The following is a 17,164-nucleotide window of genomic DNA, read 5'->3' as shown; positions in this document are numbered from 1 at the left end:
GCGACTCAGTCGCGGAAGGTCTCGATGTTCGCGCCGAGCTCGCGCAGGCGCTCCGTGAGGCCCTCGTAGCCGCGCGCGATGATGTCGACGCCGCGCAGCACGGACGTGCCCTTCGCCGCGAGCATCGCGAGCAGGATGACGACGGCGGGGCGCAGGGCCGGCGGGCAGCTCACCTCGGCGCCGGACCAGCGCGTCGGGCCGGTGACCTGGAGCCGGTGGGCGTCCAGGAGCCGCACGTCGGCACCGAGGCGCGTGAGGTCGGTGAGGTGGATGGCGCGGCCCTCGTAGACCCAGTCGTGGATGAGCGTCGTGCCGTGCGCGTTCGCCGCGATGACGGCGAAGAACGGCAGGTTGTCGATGTTGAGCCCGGGGAACGGCATGGGGTGGATCTTGTCGATCGGCGCGCGGAGCTCGCTCGGGTGCACGGTGACGTCCACGAGGCGGGTCCGGCCGTTGCGGGCCAGGTACTCGGGGCTCAGCGTGTAGCGCAGCCCCATCTCGGACAGGGTCGCGAGCTCGATCTCCATGAACTCGATCGGGACCCGCGCGACCGTGATCTCGGAGCCCGTGACGATGCCCGCGGTGAGCAGGCTCATCGCCTCGACCGGGTCCTCCGAGACGGCGTACTCCACGTCCACGTCGATGTCGGTGCGGCCGTGGACGCGCAGGGTCGTCGTGCCGATGCCCTCCACCCGGACGCCGAGCAGCTCGAGGTAGAAGCACAGGTCCTGCACCATGTAGTTGGGGCTCGCGTTGCGGATCGTCGTGACGCCGTCGCGCCGGGCGGCGGCCATGAGCGCGTTCTCCGTCACGGTGTCGCCACGCTCGGTGAGCACGACCGACAGGTCGGTGCCCGACGCCGGGGCCACCGTCGCGTGGTAGTTGCCGCCCGTCGCGGTGACCGCGAGGCCGAACGGCCGCAGGGCGATCATGTGAGGCTCCACGGTGCGCGTGCCGAGGTCGCAGCCGCCGGCGTACGGGAGCTCGAACGTGTCCCGGAGCCCGAGGAGCGGGCCGAGGAACATGATGATCGAGCGCGTGCGGCGCGCGGCGTCGACGTCGATCGCGGCGAGGTCGAGCTGGTCCGGCACGACGATCTCGAGGTCGCGCCCGCCGGTCGTCCAGGTCGCCCGGACGCCGATCGAGCGGAGCACGTCGACGATGCGGTCGACCTCGACGATGCGGGCCACGCCGCGCAGCGTGGTGCGGCCGCGGTTGAGCAGCGAGGCGCACAGCAGCGCGACCGCGCCGTTCTTCGAGGAGTTCACCTCGATGCGGCCGGAGAGGGTCTGGCCGCCCTGGACGCGCAGGTGCGCGTGCTTGGGGCCACCGAGGCTGATGATCTCGGAGTCGAGCGCGAGACTGATGCGGTTGAGCATCTCCAGGCTGAGGTTCTGGGCGCCCTGCTCGATGCGGTGCACAGCGCTCTGGCTCGTGCCGAGGCGCTCGGCGAGCTGGGTCTGCGTGAGGCCCCGGTTCTGGCGGGCGCCGCGGATGAGTGCGCCGACCTGCGTGAGAGGGGCGTCGTCGATCACTGTCATGCGAGCGACGATAACTCATGGATGAGATATTCACGCGAGGACTCGGCGCAAGCGTTGCGGTATCACGGGTTCGTCACACGATCTCCATTCGTGTCGTGAGATAGGTGACGAGTGGTCGGGCCCGGGTCTCGTCGCCGGGATCGTCGCTGGTTCCCTCCGCTACGAGGGCCAGCGGCCGTCCGCGCCGGCCCCGACGTAGGGCTGGTCGCGCTCGGGGTCCAGCGCGTCGACCCACCGTCGGTGCGCCGCGACCTGGAGGTCGTGGAGGGCGTCCGCGCCCAGGGCGCCCAGGTCCGGGAAGGCGCGCGCGAGGGCGTCGAGGAGATCGAGCGTGGCGAGCACGTCCGCGTCCGCGGTGTGCAGCGGGCCGACGTCGAGCACCTCGTAGCGCGCGCAGAGGTCGACCAGGCGCCGCTTTCCCTCGCGGGCCGGGTCCCACGCACGGTCCAGCACGAGCGGGTCCAGTACCGGGCGCACGGGCCGCCCGAGCCGGGCGGCGAGCGTCGGCAGACCGTGGCGGACGAGCTCCGCGTCGAGGAGCGACAGGTCGAACGCGGCGTTGTACGCGACGAGCGGGACGCCGTCACGCTGGGCGTCGACGACGAGCGTCGCGATCTCCTCCAGCGCCGTCGCGGGCGCGACCCCGTGGGCGACCGCGTGCGCCGTCGTGACGCCGTGGATCGCCGTCGCCTCGGCGGGAACCTCGACACCAGGGTCGAGGAGCCACGTCCGCACGTGCGTCGACCCGGGCTCGCGCAGGACGAGGGCCGCGGTGACGATCCGGTCGACGTCCACGTCGACGCCCGTGGTCTCGGTGTCGAGACCGAGGAGCGGGCCCGCCGTCCAGGGCGTCGTCGTCATGGTCCACCTCGGGGTCTCGCTCGGGTCCCGGCGCTCGTCGTGCCCGGTGCCGCCGGACGTCCCGGCGACGAGCGTCACCCTGCCAGCGTCCACCCACACGGCGGTCGTGCCGGTGGCGGGTTCGGCCCGCCGGTAGGCTGGCCCGGTGAGCAACGAGATCGAGATCGGACGTGGCAAGCGCGGGCGGCGCGCGTTCTCCTTCGACGACGTCGCGGTCGTGCCCTCCCGGCGCACGCGCGACCCGAAGGAGGTGTCGGTCGGCTGGCAGATCGACGCGTACCACTTCGAGCTGCCCATCCTCGCGGCGCCCATGGACTCGGTGATGAGCCCGGCCACGGCCGTCGCGCTCGGCAACCACGGCGGCCTCGGCGTGCTCGACCTCGAGGGTCTGTGGACGCGCTACGACGACCCCACCGCCCTGCTCGAGGAGATCGCGACGCTCGAGCCGCTCGAGGCGACGCGGCGCATGCAGGAGATCTACGCGGAGCCCATCAAGCCCGACCTCATCACGCAGCGACTCAAGGAGATCCGCGCCGCGGGCGTCACGGTCGCCGGAGCACTCTCGCCGCAGCGCACCCAGGAGCACTACCAGACCGTCGTCGACGCGGGCGTCGACCTCTTCGTCATCCGCGGGACGACCGTCTCGGCCGAGCACGTCTCGGGCGTCGCGGAGCCGCTGAACCTCAAGCGGTTCATCTACGAGCTCGACGTCCCGGTCGTCGTCGGTGGTGCCTCCACGTACACCGCGGCGCTGCACCTCATGCGCACGGGCGCCGCGGGCGTCCTCGTCGGCTTCGGCGGTGGGGCCGCGCACACCACGCGCGTCTCGCTCGGCATCCACGCGCCCATGGCGACGGCGGTCGCGGACGTCGCGGCCGCACGCCGCGACTACCTCGACGAGTCGGGCGGCCGCTACGTGCACGTCATCGCCGACGGCGGCGTCGGCCGCTCGGGCGACCTGGTCAAGGCCGTCGCGTGCGGCGCGGACGCCGTGATGATCGGCGCCGCGCTCGCGCGGGCCGAGGAGGCTCCGGGCCGGGGGTGGCACTGGGGTTCGGAGGCGCACCACGCGCAGCTCCCGCGCGGCGAGCGCGTGCGCGTCGGTACCGCCGGGACGCTGGAGGAGATCCTCTTCGGCCCGGGCCGTCAGGCCGACGGCACGCTGAACCTCGTCGGTGCGCTGCGGCGCGCGATGGCGACGACCGGCTACTCCGACCTCAAGGAGTTCCAGCGCGTCGAGGTCGTCGTCTCGCCGTACCAGCCTCGCTGAGCCGCGCCGTGACGGGACGGGTCGCGGACGGACCCCGGCTGACCCGCGCGGGCGACGGTGTGCCTCACCCGGTGCCGGACGAGGTGCCCGACGACGGCCGTGCCGGGACGGGCGCGGACGTCACGTTCGCGGAGGTCGCGGACGACGACGTCGAGGCCGTCGTCGCGCTGTGGCGCACGTGCGGGCTCACCCGGCCGTGGAACGACCCGTACCGCGACCTCGCGGACGCGCGGCTGGGGGAGACGTCCACGGTGCTCGTGGGTCGGGCGACGCGCGGCCTCCCGGGACCGGCGTCCGAGGACGGCGAGGCGGCCGGCGCGGTCCGCGCGGGCGAGGTCGTCGCGTCGGCGATGGCCGGCGTCGACGGGCACCGCGGCTGGCTCTACTACGTGGCCGTCCACCCGCGCCTCCAGGGCCACGGCACGGGGCGCGCCACCGTCGTCGCGGCGGAGGCGTGGCTCGCCGCGCAGGGCGCGCGGGCGGTGCGCCTCATGGTGCGCTCGACCAACGACGCCGTCCGCGGGTTCTACGAGCGGCTGGGCTACGTCGACCAGGAGTGCGTCGTGCTCGGCCGACCGCTCGGCGCGCCGGACGCGCGCGACGCCGGGCGATGACGCCCGGCACCGCCTGGGCGCCGGACGCCGACGACCTGGCCGCGCTCGAGTCCGAGCACCGCGCGCGGGTCGGCGCGCTGGACCCGCTCGTCGCGGTCCCCGACCTGGGCGCCGTGCCGGGCGACGAGCGCCTGCTCGCCGTCCGGCTCCCCGACGGGTCGAGGGCCGCGGGCCTCGTCACGGTCGGCGACGTGAGCGCCGACTCCTCGGCCGCGCTGTTCCGCCCGCTGCGCGAGCACCGGTTGCGTGCCCGGGCGGCGGGGCCGGACGTCCCGGGCGCGGTGGCGGCGCTCCTCTCGGCGTGGTCCGCGCGCGTCGCGCAGCACCCGGGCACCCCGCCCGACGGCGACGGCGTGCCCCAGGTGGGACCTGCTCCGCGCGACCACGGGAGGGTGCTGCTCTGGCCGAGCCGCGACGTCGGTGCGGTCGCGGCGCTCGCCGCGCACGGCATGCGCCCGACCGTGCACCTCGCCGCGCGCCGCGGGACGGCGCCGGGTGCGGCAGGGCACCGTCCGGCAGGCCTGGTCGTGCGTGACGCGACGCCCGGCGAGGTCCCGGCGCTCGTGGAGCACCAGCTCGCGGAGCTCGCGTACGACGAGCTCGTGGGCGCCGCCCGGGTGCGGCCCGGAGCCCGGGAGCACCTCGCGACCCAGGTCGCGGGTGCCGTGGCGAACCCGGCCACGACGTTCCTCGTCGCGACCAGGCCGCCGTCGGACGGCCGCGGGACGCGAGACCGGGCCGAGGAGGTGCTGGGCGTCGTCGCGGTCGAGCCGCCGGAGCGGTCGGGGGCGGTCGCCGGGACGGTCACGACGGGGCCGGTCTCCTACCTCGTGCTGCTGCACGTGACAGGCGCCGCACGCGGCGCCGGGGTCGGCGGCACGCTCGTCGACGCGGCGCTCGCGCGCGTCCGGGACCGCGTCGGGGAGGACGCGGTCGTGCTCCTGCACCACGGCGTCCTCAACCCGCTCTCGACACCCTTCTGGGCGCGCCAGGGCTTCCGCCCCGTGCTCACGACGTGGGAGCTCCCCGTCGCGGGCGCTGTGGGTCCGACGACGTAGCCTGTCCCCATGACGAGCTCATCCGGCACCCCCGGCACCGGTCCTGGCGAGGGCGCCGCGCTGGACGGCCCGATCGACCCCGAGAACCCGGCCGCGACCTACGTCCTCGAGCCCGAGGTCGTCGCCCCCCTCGCGCAGCGTGTCGTCACGGGCAACGAGGCGGGCATGCACCGCTCCGTCCTGCCGTTCACGGGTGCGCCGCTCGCCGCGTTCCCGGTGTCCTCCGTCGAGGACGTCGCGCGAGCGGTCGACCGGGCACGGGCGGCCCAGCCCGCCTGGGCGGCGCGCTCCGTCCGGGAGCGCGCGGCCGTGCTGCGCCGCTTCGGCGAGCTCGTGCTCGCGCGGCAGTCGGACGGGCTCGACCTCATCCAGATGGAGTCCGGCAAGTCGCGGCGCAGCGCGTTCGAGGAGGTCGCGGACGTCGCGATCCTCACGCGCCACTACGCCCGGCGCGGGCCCCGCTACCTCGCCGACCGCCGCGCGCCGGGCATGCTGCCCGTGCTGACGGGCACGCGCGTGCACCGTCGCCCGGTGGGCGTCGTCGGCGTGATCGCACCGTGGAACTACCCGCTGACGCTCGCGTTCGCCGAGGCCGTGCCCGCGCTCGTGGCGGGGAATGCCGTCGTGCTCAAGCCCGACCCCCAGACGACGCTCACCGCGCTGTGGGGCGCGGAGCTGCTCGAGGAGGCCGGGCTGCCCGCCGACCTGTTCCTCGTCGTCGCAGGCGGCGGCGACGTCGGCGCGGCGGTGACCGACCACGTCGACCACATCGCGTTCACCGGCTCGACGGCGACGGGCCGCAAGGTCGCCGCGCGCGCGGGCGAGCGGCTCATCGGGGCGACCCTGGAGCTCGGCGGCAAGAACCCCCTCTACGTCGCGGCCGACGCCGACGTGCGCGCCGCCGCGCGCGGCGCGGTCCGCGCGTGCTTCTCCAACTCGGGGCAGCTCTGCGTCTCGATCGAGCGGATCGTGCTGCACGAGGACGTCGCCGACGCCTTCCTCGACGAGTTCGTGCCGCTCGTCCGCGAGATGCGCCTCGGGGCCGGGCTCGACTACTCCGCCGACATGGGGTCGCTCACGTCGCAGGCGCAGCTCGACCGCGTCGTCGCGCACGTCGAGGACGCCATCGCGCGCGGGGCGCGCGTCCTCGCGGGCGGCGTGCACCGTGCGGACATCGGGCCGTGGTTCTACGCACCCACCGTCCTGGACGACGTGCCCGACGACGCCGCGTGCGCCCGGGAGGAGACGTTCGGCCCGGTCGTGTCCGTGCGCCGGGTCGCGAGCGACGACGAGGCCGTGCGGGTCATGAACGACTCCGAGTTCGGGCTCAACGCGAGCGTGTGGACGCGCGACGTCGCGCGGGGCCGCCGGATCGCAGCACGCGTGGAGGCGGGCACGGTCAACGTCAACGACGGGTACTCCGCCGCCTGGGGTTCGGTCGGCGCACCGATGGGCGGGTTCAAGGCGTCCGGCCTCGGGCGTCGGCACGGCCGTGAGGGGATCGAGGCGCTCACCGAGGCGCAGACGATCTCCGTGCAGCGCGGCGCCAACCAGGGCCTCACGCTCGACACGCTCTACGAGGTCGGCGGCGAGCTCCCCAGCAAGGTGCTCACGACCGCGCTCGACGCGATGCGGAGGCTGCGCCTGCCCTGACCGCGTGCCCGGCGCGGCGCGTCCTCAGCGGCGCACGGCGTCGAGCACGGCCTTCGTCGCCGCGGGCACCTCGCGAACGCGGTAGAGCACGGCCTTCCACGGTTCCACGCTCGCCGCGCTGACGCCGATCCCGACGGCGTCGAGGCCCGCGACGCGGCACGAGAAGAGCGTGCGCGGCAGGTGGTAGCCCTGGGTGACGACCACCGCCGTGCCGACGCCGAACTCCGACACCGCGCGCGTGCACGTCGCGTGCGTGTCGAAGCCCTCGCGGTCGAGCAGGATCGCGTCGTCCGGCACGCCCCGGTCGAGCAGCCACGCGCGCATCGACCCCGGCTCGTCGTAGTCGTCGTGCGCGTCGCCGCTGACGAGGACGACGGGCGCCACGCCCCGGCCGTAGAGCTCCGCGGCCGCGTCGAGCCGACGGCGCAGGTACGTCGACGGCGACCCGTCGGGTCGTAGCCCCGCACCCGGCACGACGATCGCGTCGCTCGGTGGCACGTCGGCCGGGTCGGCGACGTGCGCACGCCCGACGCCCTGCACCACGACGAACGGCGCCAGCACGAGCACCACCAGACCGGCCGCGCCCCAGACCGTCGTGCGCCGACGCCGTGACCGACGGGCGCGGTCCCGCGGAGACCGGCGGGAGAACCCCGAGCCCGAGCCCGAGCCCGACGATGACGATGACGAGGGCTGTGCGGCAGGGCCGGATGCGGCCGGGTCGTCGCTCACGGGCCCGACCCTAGCGCCGCCGGAGCCTCGAGGAGGCGATCGTGGCCGACCGATCGCCTGTTCGGCGGGTTGCGGGAGCCGGGTGAGGGGGTTCAGGCGGAGGGGGTGAGGATGGTGAGCTCGTCGAGGAGGTTCGCGCGGGCCTGGGCCTCCCACAGCGCGGCTGCCTGCGCGGTGCGGAACAGCGCGCCGGCCGCGAGCAGCCCGCGGAGGACGGCTGCCCTCCCGACCCGGAAGGCGTCGTCGGGCACGTGCGCGTACTCGGCGCGCACCTGCCGGACGTACCGCGCGTAGCGGTCCGGCGCGGAGCCGAGGATCGCGAGGTCGGCGTCGGACACGAGCGCGCCCGGTCCGTCGTCGGCCGCGGGGGAGTGGTCCGTCGTCACGAGCACGAGCCGGACGACCTCCGCCACGGCCGCGGCGTCGAGGTGGCCCGCGAGCCGGGCTTCCGCCAGGTCGGCGGACCGTTCCTCGTCGCGACCCGCCTCGCCGTCGTGCACGGCGTCGTGGAACCACAGCGCGAGCTGGGTCGCCGCGGCGCTGCCAGGCGCGTCGCCGGAGCCGACGCCCGTCGTCCTGCCCGACGCCGCGCCGCCGCCCGCCCGCCCGGGCGCAGCGACGTCGTCGGGCACCCCGGGCGCGCGCCCCTCCAGGAGCGCGAGCGAGTCGAGCGCGTGCACCAGGTGCTCGGGCCCGTGGTAGACGCGGTGCGGCTCGTGCCAGCGCTCGACGAGGTCCACGCCGACGTCCCGGGCCCCGGGCAGCAGCGCGTCCCAGCGGGCGAGCAGCGCGTCGGCCTTCGCCGCGCGCCGCGCGCGGCCCGGCACGCGCAGCCCGGACGACCCGAGCCGCCGGGCGAGCTCGCGCCCGCCGACGGGGACGGCCCCCGCCGCCACGGCGACGTCGTACCGCTCGGCGGCGACGTCGTAGTGGTCGAGGTCGAACGCGCGGCGGCTCACGCCGATCGAGGCCGCGAACGCGTGCAGCTCCGCCAGCGAGGCGTCCGACACGAGATGGCTGAACAGCGTCCCGTGCGCGGGCCACGCGGGCGGGTCGATGAGGACGGTCACCGACCGAGCATCCCACCGACCGGCGAGCGGGGGCGCGCTCGCCGGTCGTGCGGAGGGCGCTCAGCCGGCGCGCGAGGCGGCCTCGACGACCTCGACGGACTGGCGCGCGATGGCGAGCTCCTCCATCGTCGGGACCACCATGACGAGCGTGCTCGTCCAGTCCGGCGAGATGACGCGCGGCTCGCCGGAGTCGACGGCGTTGCGGTCCGGGTCGACAGCGAGGCCGAGCGGCTCGAGCCCCTCGACGACGGCGGCGCGCACCTCGGCGTCGTGCTCGCCGACGCCCGCGGTGAAGGCGACGACGTCCACGCGGCCCAGCACGGCGGCGTACGCGCCGACGTACTTGCGCAGCCGGTGGATGTACACGTCGAACGCGAGGCGGGCACCCTCGTGGCCGGCCTCCATGAGCCGGTGCAGCTCGCGGAAGTCGTTCACGCCGGACAGGCCCTTGACGCCCGAGCGCTTGTTGAACAGGTCGTCGATCTCGTCGATGCTCATGCCCGCGTTGCGCGCGAGGTGGAACACGACCGCGGGGTCGATGTCGCCCGTGCGCGTGCCCATGACGAGGCCCTCGAGCGGGGTGAGGCCCATCGACGTCTCGACCGGCACGCCGCCCTTGACGGCCGACGCCGAGGCGCCGTTGCCGAGGTGCAGGACGATCGTGTTGAGACCCTCGATCCGGCGCCCGAGGACGCGCGCGACCTTCCCGGACACGTACTGGTGGCTCGTGCCGTGGGCGCCGTAGCGGCGGATCGCATACTTCTCGGCGACCTCGGCGTCCAGGGCGTACGTCGCGACGTGCTGCGGCAGCCGCTGGAAGAACGCGGTGTCGAACACGGCCACGTGCGGCACGTCGCCGAGCAGCGTCCGCGCGACCTCGATGCCCTTGACGTTCGCCGGGTTGTGCAGCGGCGCGAGCGGGGACAGCGAGCGGATCCGCTCGAGCACGCCGTCGTCGACGAGGACCGGGTCGGCGAACAGCGAGCCGCCCTGCACGACGCGGTGCCCCACCGCGTACACGTCGGCGTCCGAGAGCGTCGGGCCGACCTCGTCGAACATGCTCAGCGCGATGCGCAGCGCGTGCCCGTGGTCCGCGACGGGCTCCTCGCGCGTCGTCGTGTTCCCGGCGAACCGGTGCTTGATGATCCCGGACTCCTCGCCGATGCGCTCGATCGTGCCCGCCGCGATCGCCTCGCCGCCGACGGGGTTGACGAGCTGGTACTTGAGCGACGACGACCCCGAGTTCATGACGAGCACGGACCCGTGCGCCCCGTAGGCGCTGTAGGGGTTGGGGCGCTCGCCCTCGGGCAGGATCGTCATGACGTGGCTCCCTGGGAGTCAGAGGTGGGGTCGGTGGCGTCGGCCGGGGCCTGCGCCTGGATCGCGGTGATCGCGACGGTGTTGACGATGTCCTGCACGAGCGCGCCGCGGGACAGGTCGTTCACCGGCTTGTTGAGGCCCTGGAGGACCGGGCCGACGGCGACGGCGCCCGCGGAGCGCTGCACGGCCTTGTAGGTGTTGTTGCCCGTGTTGAGGTCCGGGAAGATGAACACCGTCGCGCGGCCCGCCACGTCCGAGCCCGGCATCTTCGACGCCGCGACGGACGCGTCCACGGCCGCGTCGTACTGGATCGGGCCCTCGACGAACAGGTCGGGGCGGCGCTCGCGCACGAGCGCCGTGCCCCGGCGCACCTTGTCCACGTCGGCTCCCGAGCCGGACTCGCCGGTCGAGTAGGACAGCATCGCGACCCGCTGGTCGACGCCGAACTGCTGCGCCGTCGCCGCCGAGGAGATCGCGATGTCCGCGAGCTGCTCGGCCGTGGGGTCGGGGATGACCGCGCAGTCGCCGTAGACGAGCACGCGGTCCTGGAGGCACATGAGGAACACGGACGACACCACGGACACGCCCGGCTGCGTCTTGATGATCTCGAACGACGGCTTGATGGTGTGCGCCGTCGTGTGCTTGGCGCCCGAGACCATGCCGTCCGCGAGGCCGAGGTGGACCATCATCGTGCCGAAGTAGGAGACGTCCTGGACGCGCTCGCGCGCCTCCTCGAGCGTCATGCCCTTGTGCGCGCGCAGCCGCTGGTACTCCGCGGCGAACCGCTCGACCAGCTCCGGGTCGTGCGGGCTGACCACGTGCGCGGCGTCGATGTCGAGGCCGAGCTCGGCCGCGCGGGCGCGGACCTTCTGCTCCTCCCCGAGGATCGTCAGCTCCGCGACCTGGCGGCCGAGCAGCGTGGACGCGGCGCGCAGGATGCGGTCGTCGTCGCCCTCGGGCAGCACCACGTGCTTGCGGTCCGCGCGGGCGCGGGACAGCAGCTCGTACTCGAACATGAGCGGCGTGACGACCTCGGGACGCGGGACGTCCAGTCCCGCGAGGAGCGCCGCGCCGTCGACGCTCTGCTCGAACAGCGCGAGCGCCGTGTCGACCTTGCGCTGCGACTCCTTGGTCACGCGGCCCCGCGCGCTCGCGGCGGCGCTCGCCGAGCGGAACGTCCCCAGGTCGGTGCGGATGATCGGCAGGCTCGGGTCCAGGTCGGCCACGAGGCGCGCCGTCGACTCGGGCGGGAAGAACCCGCCGTTGAGGATGACGCCCGCGAGCGACGGGAAGCCTGACGCCGAGTGCGCGGCGAGCAGCCCGATGAGGATGTCGACGCGGTCGCCGGGCGTGATGACGACGGCGCCGTCGGTGAGCCGGTCGAGCAGGTGCTCGAACGACATGGCGCCGACGAGCAGGTCGGTCGCCTCGCGCGCGAGGAGCTCCTCCTCGCCGAACGCGAGCCTCCCGCCCACGGCCTCCATGAGGATCCGCACGGTCGGGGCGTCCAGGAACGGGTCCTCGGGCACCGCCCAGCCGGGCAGCCGGGCGCCCGGGGCGGGCTCCGCCGTCGTGCCCGACGGCGCCCCCGCCCCCGCGAGGGGCTCGCCGTCGGGGCCGAGCGAGGCGAGCAGCGCACGCACCGCGTCGAGGTCGCCCGGCTGCACCCGGTTCGCGACGACGCCGATGGGCTGTGCGTGCTGGGAGCGCAGCTCGGCGACGCTCACCTCGATCAGGTTGCCCACGGCGTCGGGCGTGCGGCCCTTCCCGGAGACGACGAGGAGGACCGGCGCGCCCAGGTTCGCCGCGACGCGCGCGTTGAACGACAGCTCGGTCGGCCCCGCGACGTCGGTGTAGTCCGTCCCGACGACCACGACGAAGTCGCACTGGCGTGCGACCTCGTGGTAGCGCGCGACGATCTGCGACAGCGCGCCCTCGGGGTCGGCGTGGACGTCCTCGTACGTGACGCCGATCGCCTGCTCCGCGGTCACGTCCACGCCGTCGTGCGCGAGCAGGAGCTCGAGCACGTAGTCCTGCACGTCCGGGCCGGCGGCCCGGGTGACCGGCCGGAAGACCCCGACCCGCTGGACCTTGCGGACCAGCAGGTCGAGGACCCCCAGCGCGATCGTGGACTTGCCCGTCTCGCCCTCGGGCGAGGTGATGTAGATGCTGCGAGCGGTCTCGCTCACTCGTTGTCTCCTCCGGTGTCCTGCACGGCGGCGCTCGCGCCGTTGTACTGCGGTCCACCCTCCTCGGTCGCCGTCTCGCCGACGTCCGGCCACACCCAGTCGCGCACCTCGGGGATGTCCTCCCCGTGCTCGCGGGTGTACTGCCGGGCCGTCAGCCGCGCGTCGACCATCTCCTGGCGCAGACCCGCGTAGGTCGAGCGCAGGGACGGCACGCGGTCGATGACGTCGATCACCAGGTGGTAGCGGTCGATGTCGTTGAGCATGGCCATGTCGAACGGGGTGGTGGTGGTGCCCTCCTCCTTGTAGCCGCGCACGTGGATGTTCGCGTGGTTGGTGCGGCGGTACGTGAGGCGGTGGATCAGCCACGGGTAGCCGTGGTAGTTGAAGATGACGGGCTTGTCGGACGTGAAGAGCGTGTCGAAGTCCTTGTCCGAGAGGCCGTGCGGGTGCTCGTTCTCGTCCTGGAGCCGCATGAGGTCCACGACGTTGACGACCCGGACCTTCAGGTCGGGGATGCGCCGGCGCAGGATGTCCGCCGCGGCGAGCACCTCGAGCGTCGGCACGTCGCCCGCGGAGCCCAGCACGACGTCCGGGTCCTCGCCCTCGACCTCGGTGCCGGCCCACTCCCAGATGCCGAGCCCGCGCGTGCAGTGCGCGATCGCCTGCTCCATGGACAGGAACTGCGGCGCCGGCTGCTTGCCCGCCACGACGACGTTCACGTACTGGCGCGAGCGCAGGCAGTGGTCGTAGGTCGAGAGCAGCGTGTTGGCGTCCGGCGGGAGGTACACGCGGACGATCTCGGCCTTCTTGTTCACGACGTGGTCGATGAAGCCCGGGTCCTGGTGGCTGAAGCCGTTGTGGTCCTGGCGCCACACATGGCTCGACAACAGGTAGTTGAGGCTCGCGACCGGCCGACGCCACGGGATGTGGTTGGTGACCTTGAGCCACTTCGCGTGCTGGTTGAACATCGAGTCGACGATGTGGATGAAGGCCTCGTAGCTCGTGAACAGGCCGTGGCGCCCGGTGAGCAGGTAGCCCTCGAGCCAGCCCTGGCACTGGTGCTCCGACAGCATCTCCATGACCCGGCCCGCTCGGGCGAGGTGCTCGTCGACGTCGGGACCGAAGAAGTCGGCGTTCCACTGCTTGTCGGTGACCTCGTAGACCGCCTGGAGGCGGTTCGACGCGGTCTCGTCGGGACCGAAGATCCGGAAGTTGTCCGGGTTCAGCCGCACGACGTCGGTCAGCCACTGCCCCAGGACGCGCGTCGACTCCGCGATCGCACTGCCCGGGCCCTTGACGTCCACGGCGTAGTCGCGGAAGTCCGGGAGCCGCAGGTCCTTGAGCAGCAGCCCGCCGTTGGCGTGCGGGTTGTCGCTCATGCGCAGCGTCCCCTCGGGGGCGAGCGCGGCGATGTCGTCGTGCAGGCGGCCGTCCTCGTCGAACAGCTCGTCGGCCCGGTACGACTCGAGCCAGCCGCGCAGCACGTCGAGGTGTTCCGGGGTGTCCCGGGCGCTCGCGAGCGGCACCTGGTGGGCGCGCCAGGAGTCCTCGGTCTTCTTGCCGTCGATGACGGGCGGGCAGGTCCAGCCCTTGGGCGTGCGGAAGACGATCATCGGCCACGCAGGTCGCTCGTCGTTCCCCGCCGCGGCGTCGGCCTTGATCTGCGCGATGTGGTTGAGCACCTCGTCGAGGAGCTTCGCGAAGCGCTGGTGGACCTCGAAGTGGTCCTCGCCGTCGAACCCGCCCGTGAAGAAGTACGGCGTGTGGCCGTAGCCGATCATGAGGTCGCGCAGCTCGTCGTCGCTGATGCGCGCGAGCACCGTGGGGTTGGCGATCTTGTACCCGTTGAGGTGCAGGATCGGCAGCACGACGCCGTCGTCGCGCGCGTTGACGAACTTGTTGGAGTGCCAGCTCGTCGCGAGCGGTCCGGTCTCCGCCTCGCCGTCGCCCACGACCGCCGCGACCAGCAGGTCGGGGTTGTCGAACGCGGCGCCGTACGCGTGGGAGAGCGCGTAGCCGAGCTCGCCGCCCTCGTGGATCGACCCGGGGGTCTCCGGCGCGACGTGGCTCGGGATGCCGCCGGGGAAGGAGAACTGGCGGAAGAGCCGGCGCAGACCCTCGGTGTCCTGCGTGATGTCCGTGTACGTCTCGGAGTACGTGCCCTCGAGGTACGCGTTCGCTACGAGGCCGGGGCCGCCGTGGCCGGGGCCCGCGACGTAGATCGTCGACTGGCGGCGCTGCGCGATCGCGCGGTTGAGGTGCGCGTAGAGGAAGTTGAGGCCGGGCGTCGTGCCCCAGTGCCCCAGCAGGCGCGGCTTGACGTCGTCGCGCACCAGCGGGGTGCGCAGCAGCGGGTTGGCCAGGAGGTAGATCTGGCCGACGGACAGGTAGTTCGCCGCACGCCACCACGCGTCGACGCGACGCAGGGTGTCGTCGTCGAGCGGTGCGACCTCGGCGGGTCGCCAGGCGGTGGACTCGGTGGCGGTGGTCGTGCTCATCTCACGCTCCTGCAGGGGGAAGGGTTCGTGAACGACTACGGCTTCATACAACCGCATCGACCGAGGCCCTGCACGGTCCGTGACGGCTCCGGGCGGTGTGACGTCCGCCCGGGACCGCAGAAAAGGTCCTAGGTCCCGGGACTCAGGTCCGGCGGCGGGTCCGGCCGCCGTGGAGCGCGAGCCCGGTGCCCAGCGCGACCGCGACCAGCGCCGCGGCGCTCGCGGCGACGACGTCCACGCCGGTCGACGCGAGGCCGGGGCCGGGCGTACCGGGCTGCTGCGGTCCGGGTCCGGGGCCGGGGCCAGGGCCAGGGCCCGGGACCGGGGCTGCGGTGACCGTGGTCGTCGCGGTCGCCTCGTGCGGACCGTCACCGTCGTCGACGCAGGCCGCGCACGGCTCGACCGTCGCGGTGTTCGCCACCGTGCCTGCCTCCGGGGGCGCCGTGCCCGTCACGACGACCGTCGCGGTCCCGCCCGCGGGGACGGTCGCCGTCGTCGAGACCTCGTTCCCGGTGCCCGACGGCGCGTCGCAGGCCGACCCGTCCGAGACGCTGCACGTCCACGAGACGCCCGTGACGGCGTCGGGCACGGCGTCCTGGACGACGGTTCCGGGCGCCGTGGCGGGGCCGTCGTTGGTCACGACGACCTCCCACCGGAGCTCCTCGCCCCCGGTCACCTGCGCGGGGCCCGTCTTCGTGACGGAGAGCGCGACCGGGACGACGCACGGCGTCGTGACCTCGGCGACGTCGTTCGAGGGGTCCGGGTCCCCGGACGTCGAGGTCACGCGGGCGCGCTGCACGACGTCGCCCGCCGAGCACGTCGCGGCGTCGGGGCCGACGGTGCCGGCGATCGTGAACGACGCGCTCGCCCCGGACGCGAGGGGACCGACCGGGCACACGAGGGTCGTGCCCTCCAGCGTGCACCCGTCGGCGACGACGCTCGCCGGGTCGAGGGCGGGCGGCAGGACGTCCGCGACGACGACGCCGCGCGCGCTCCCGGGGCCCTCGTTGGTCACGTCCACGACGTACTCGACGGGCTCTCCGAGCAGGAGCGGCGCCGGGCTGGTGAGCTCCTTGGTGACCGCGAGGTCGGCGGCAGGCAGGACGGTGACGTCGACGGACGAGGTGTTGTCCGTGAGGTCCTCGCGGTCGGGTGGGGCGACCACCTCGGCCGTGTTCGTCAGGACGGTCTCGGCGTCGACGAACGGCGCGGTCCCGGTCACGGTGAAGACCGCCGCCGCCGTCGGCGTGGCGCCCGTGAGCCGCGGCAGGTCGACGGTCGCGTCGATCGCGTTGCCCGACCCCGACGTCGCCCCGCAGGCCGCGCCGCCGGTCGCGGCGCAGGTCCAGGTGACGTCGGTGAGCCCGGCCGGGACGTCGTCGACGACCCGGGCGCCCACGACGTCGTTGACGTACTCGTTCGTCACCTCGAGCTGGTAGGAGACGCGGCCGCCGGACTCGACGACCGGCGTGCTCGTCGTCTTCTCGACGGCGAGGACGGTCGGGACGACGACGCGCAGGTTCCGGATCTCGTGGTAGTTGGTCGCGCCGCCGGTGGACGCGCCGAAGCCGAGCTTGAACGTCGCCGGGAGCTCCGGCTGCCCCGCGGCGCCGCCGACGTCGAACTCGTCGATGAGCGGCTCGAGCGCGGTGCCCGGCCCCGTGTCGCTCCAGACCGACAGGAGGTCGGTGCTCGGCGCGGGCGTGACGACGACGCGGACGGTGCGGACGAACGCGCGGCTCGGGTCGCCCCCGCCCGGGGGCACGGTCTCGACGCTCCCGCCGGGGCCGGGCACCCCCGTGAGGTAGCCCCACGGGGTGGCTGCGGCGTAGGAGCCGCGCACCGACACGAACCCGGGCTGCGGGCCAGGGCCGCCGACGCCGGCGGAGAAGTTGCCGAACTCGTCGAACCCGACGCCCGCGTACCCGCCCTGGAGGAACGTGTACCCGAGCGACCCGCCGTCCCCGCCGACCGCGGCGGGGAACGACCCGTCCAGGAGGAAGAACGAGAACCCGTCGCCCCGGTTGCCGCCCAGCTCCTGACCGCCCCACGTCGCGTACTCGAACTCGACCACCACGCCGAGGTCCGTCGGGAACGGGCTGTCGAGCACGTAGCCGCCGAACCCGCCGTTGGTCGTGTCGACGTCGGTGAGGCGGAGCCAGCCGTCTCCCTCACCCGTGAGCGTCGCCTCCCCGAACGGGACCCAGGCGGGATCGTTCGGCGTCGTGCTCCCGAACGGCTCCTCGATCGGGAAGTCCGCCGCGGCGGCCGGTGCGGCGACCGCGCCCGCCGCGAGCACGAGCATGGCGGTGGCGGCCGACCGCAGGCGGTGGCGTCGGGCGCGGTGCGTCACGGATGCTC

12 protein-coding genes are annotated in these 17,164 nt (G+C 74.1%); 4 read left to right on the top strand and 8 right to left on the bottom strand.

From position 1 onward, the window contains the following. Positions 1-5: 5 nt before the first annotated feature. Together AC6CH9_RS07580 and AC6CH9_RS07575 are read right to left on the bottom strand one after the other, a co-directional pair. Entirely contained in the window at positions 6-1,541 is a 1,536-nt protein-coding gene (locus AC6CH9_RS07580; protein WP_498154358.1) for a helix-turn-helix domain-containing protein, read from the bottom strand. Positions 1,542-1,700: 159 nt separating this feature from the next. Further along, positions 1,701-2,480, bottom strand: a complete 780-nt coding sequence (locus AC6CH9_RS07575) for an exonuclease domain-containing protein (protein ID WP_498154357.1) — start codon at positions 2,478-2,480, stop codon at positions 1,701-1,703. Between the two features lie 67 nt (positions 2,481-2,547). On the opposite strand from AC6CH9_RS07575, the gene AC6CH9_RS07570 reads away from it, so the two are divergent. The 4 genes from AC6CH9_RS07570 to AC6CH9_RS07555 all read left to right on the top strand — a co-directional run bounded on the left by AC6CH9_RS07570 (position 2,548) and on the right by AC6CH9_RS07555 (position 6,997). Continuing rightward, entirely contained in the window at positions 2,548-3,672 is a 1,125-nt protein-coding gene (locus AC6CH9_RS07570) for a GuaB3 family IMP dehydrogenase-related protein (RefSeq protein WP_053369640.1), read from the top strand. A gap of 71 nt (positions 3,673-3,743) precedes the next feature. Further along, positions 3,744-4,286: a GNAT family acetyltransferase gene (locus AC6CH9_RS07565; protein WP_498154356.1), complete on the top strand. Its 543-nt coding sequence runs from the start codon at positions 3,744-3,746 to the stop codon at positions 4,284-4,286. Beyond that, positions 4,283-5,344, top strand: coding sequence for a GNAT family N-acetyltransferase (locus tag AC6CH9_RS07560; protein ID WP_498154355.1), 1,062 nt, complete (start codon positions 4,283-4,285; stop codon positions 5,342-5,344). Before AC6CH9_RS07565 ends, AC6CH9_RS07560 begins: the two co-directional genes overlap by 4 nt. Positions 5,345-5,353: 9 nt before the next feature. Then, positions 5,354-6,997: a succinic semialdehyde dehydrogenase gene (locus AC6CH9_RS07555; protein ID WP_498154354.1), complete on the top strand. Its 1,644-nt coding sequence runs from the start codon at positions 5,354-5,356 to the stop codon at positions 6,995-6,997. Positions 6,998-7,021: 24 nt separating this feature from the next. On the opposite strand, the gene AC6CH9_RS07550 is transcribed toward AC6CH9_RS07555, so the two are convergent. The 6 genes from AC6CH9_RS07550 to AC6CH9_RS07525 form a co-directional block, all read right to left on the bottom strand. Then, positions 7,022-7,558 carry a SanA/YdcF family protein gene (locus AC6CH9_RS07550; RefSeq protein ID WP_255318633.1) on the bottom strand — a complete coding sequence of 179 codons (537 nt, stop codon included), beginning with the start codon at positions 7,556-7,558 and terminating at the stop codon, positions 7,022-7,024. 260 nt (positions 7,559-7,818) lie between these two features. Then, positions 7,819-8,796, bottom strand: a complete 978-nt coding sequence (locus AC6CH9_RS07545; RefSeq protein WP_498154353.1) for a DUF4031 domain-containing protein — start codon at positions 8,794-8,796, stop codon at positions 7,819-7,821. 60 nt (positions 8,797-8,856) lie between these two features. Then, on the bottom strand, positions 8,857-10,116 hold the full coding sequence (locus AC6CH9_RS07540) for an acetate/propionate family kinase (RefSeq protein ID WP_498154352.1): 1,260 nt from the start codon (positions 10,114-10,116) through the stop codon (positions 8,857-8,859). After that, complete coding sequence (gene pta, locus AC6CH9_RS07535) at positions 10,113-12,305, bottom strand: phosphate acetyltransferase (protein WP_498154351.1); 2,193 nt, start codon at positions 12,303-12,305, stop codon at positions 10,113-10,115. The genes AC6CH9_RS07540 and pta overlap by 4 nt, the downstream gene beginning before the upstream one ends. Then, positions 12,302-14,803 carry a phosphoketolase family protein gene (locus tag AC6CH9_RS07530; RefSeq protein ID WP_498154350.1) on the bottom strand — a complete coding sequence of 834 codons (2,502 nt, stop codon included), beginning with the start codon at positions 14,801-14,803 and terminating at the stop codon, positions 12,302-12,304. Before AC6CH9_RS07530 ends, pta begins: the two co-directional genes overlap by 4 nt. A 142-nt stretch (positions 14,804-14,945) precedes the next feature. Further along, positions 14,946-17,156 carry a hypothetical protein gene (locus AC6CH9_RS07525; RefSeq protein ID WP_498154349.1) on the bottom strand — a complete coding sequence of 737 codons (2,211 nt, stop codon included), beginning with the start codon at positions 17,154-17,156 and terminating at the stop codon, positions 14,946-14,948. Positions 17,157-17,164 lie beyond the last annotated feature (8 nt).

The organism is Cellulosimicrobium sp. GQ32, from assembly GCF_059758455.1.
The sequence above is the reverse complement of the archived record's forward strand: the minus strand, read 5'-3'. Positions and strand labels throughout refer to the sequence as shown.

Bases quoted from the DNA above. Each gene is read 5' to 3' on its own strand.
- AC6CH9_RS07540 (WP_498154352.1), bottom strand. From the start codon at position 10,116: ATGACGATCCTGCCCGAGGGCGAGCGCCCCAACCCCTACAGCGCCTAC.
- AC6CH9_RS07555 (WP_498154354.1), top strand. From the start codon at position 5,354: ATGACGAGCTCATCCGGCACCCCCGGCACCGGTCCTGGCGAGGGCGCC.
- AC6CH9_RS07560 (WP_498154355.1), top strand. From the start codon at position 4,283: ATGACGCCCGGCACCGCCTGGGCGCCGGACGCCGACGACCTGGCCGCG.
- AC6CH9_RS07530 (WP_498154350.1), bottom strand. From the start codon at position 14,803: ATGAGCACGACCACCGCCACCGAGTCCACCGCCTGGCGACCCGCCGAG.
- AC6CH9_RS07580 (WP_498154358.1), bottom strand. From the start codon at position 1,541: ATGACAGTGATCGACGACGCCCCTCTCACGCAGGTCGGCGCACTCATC.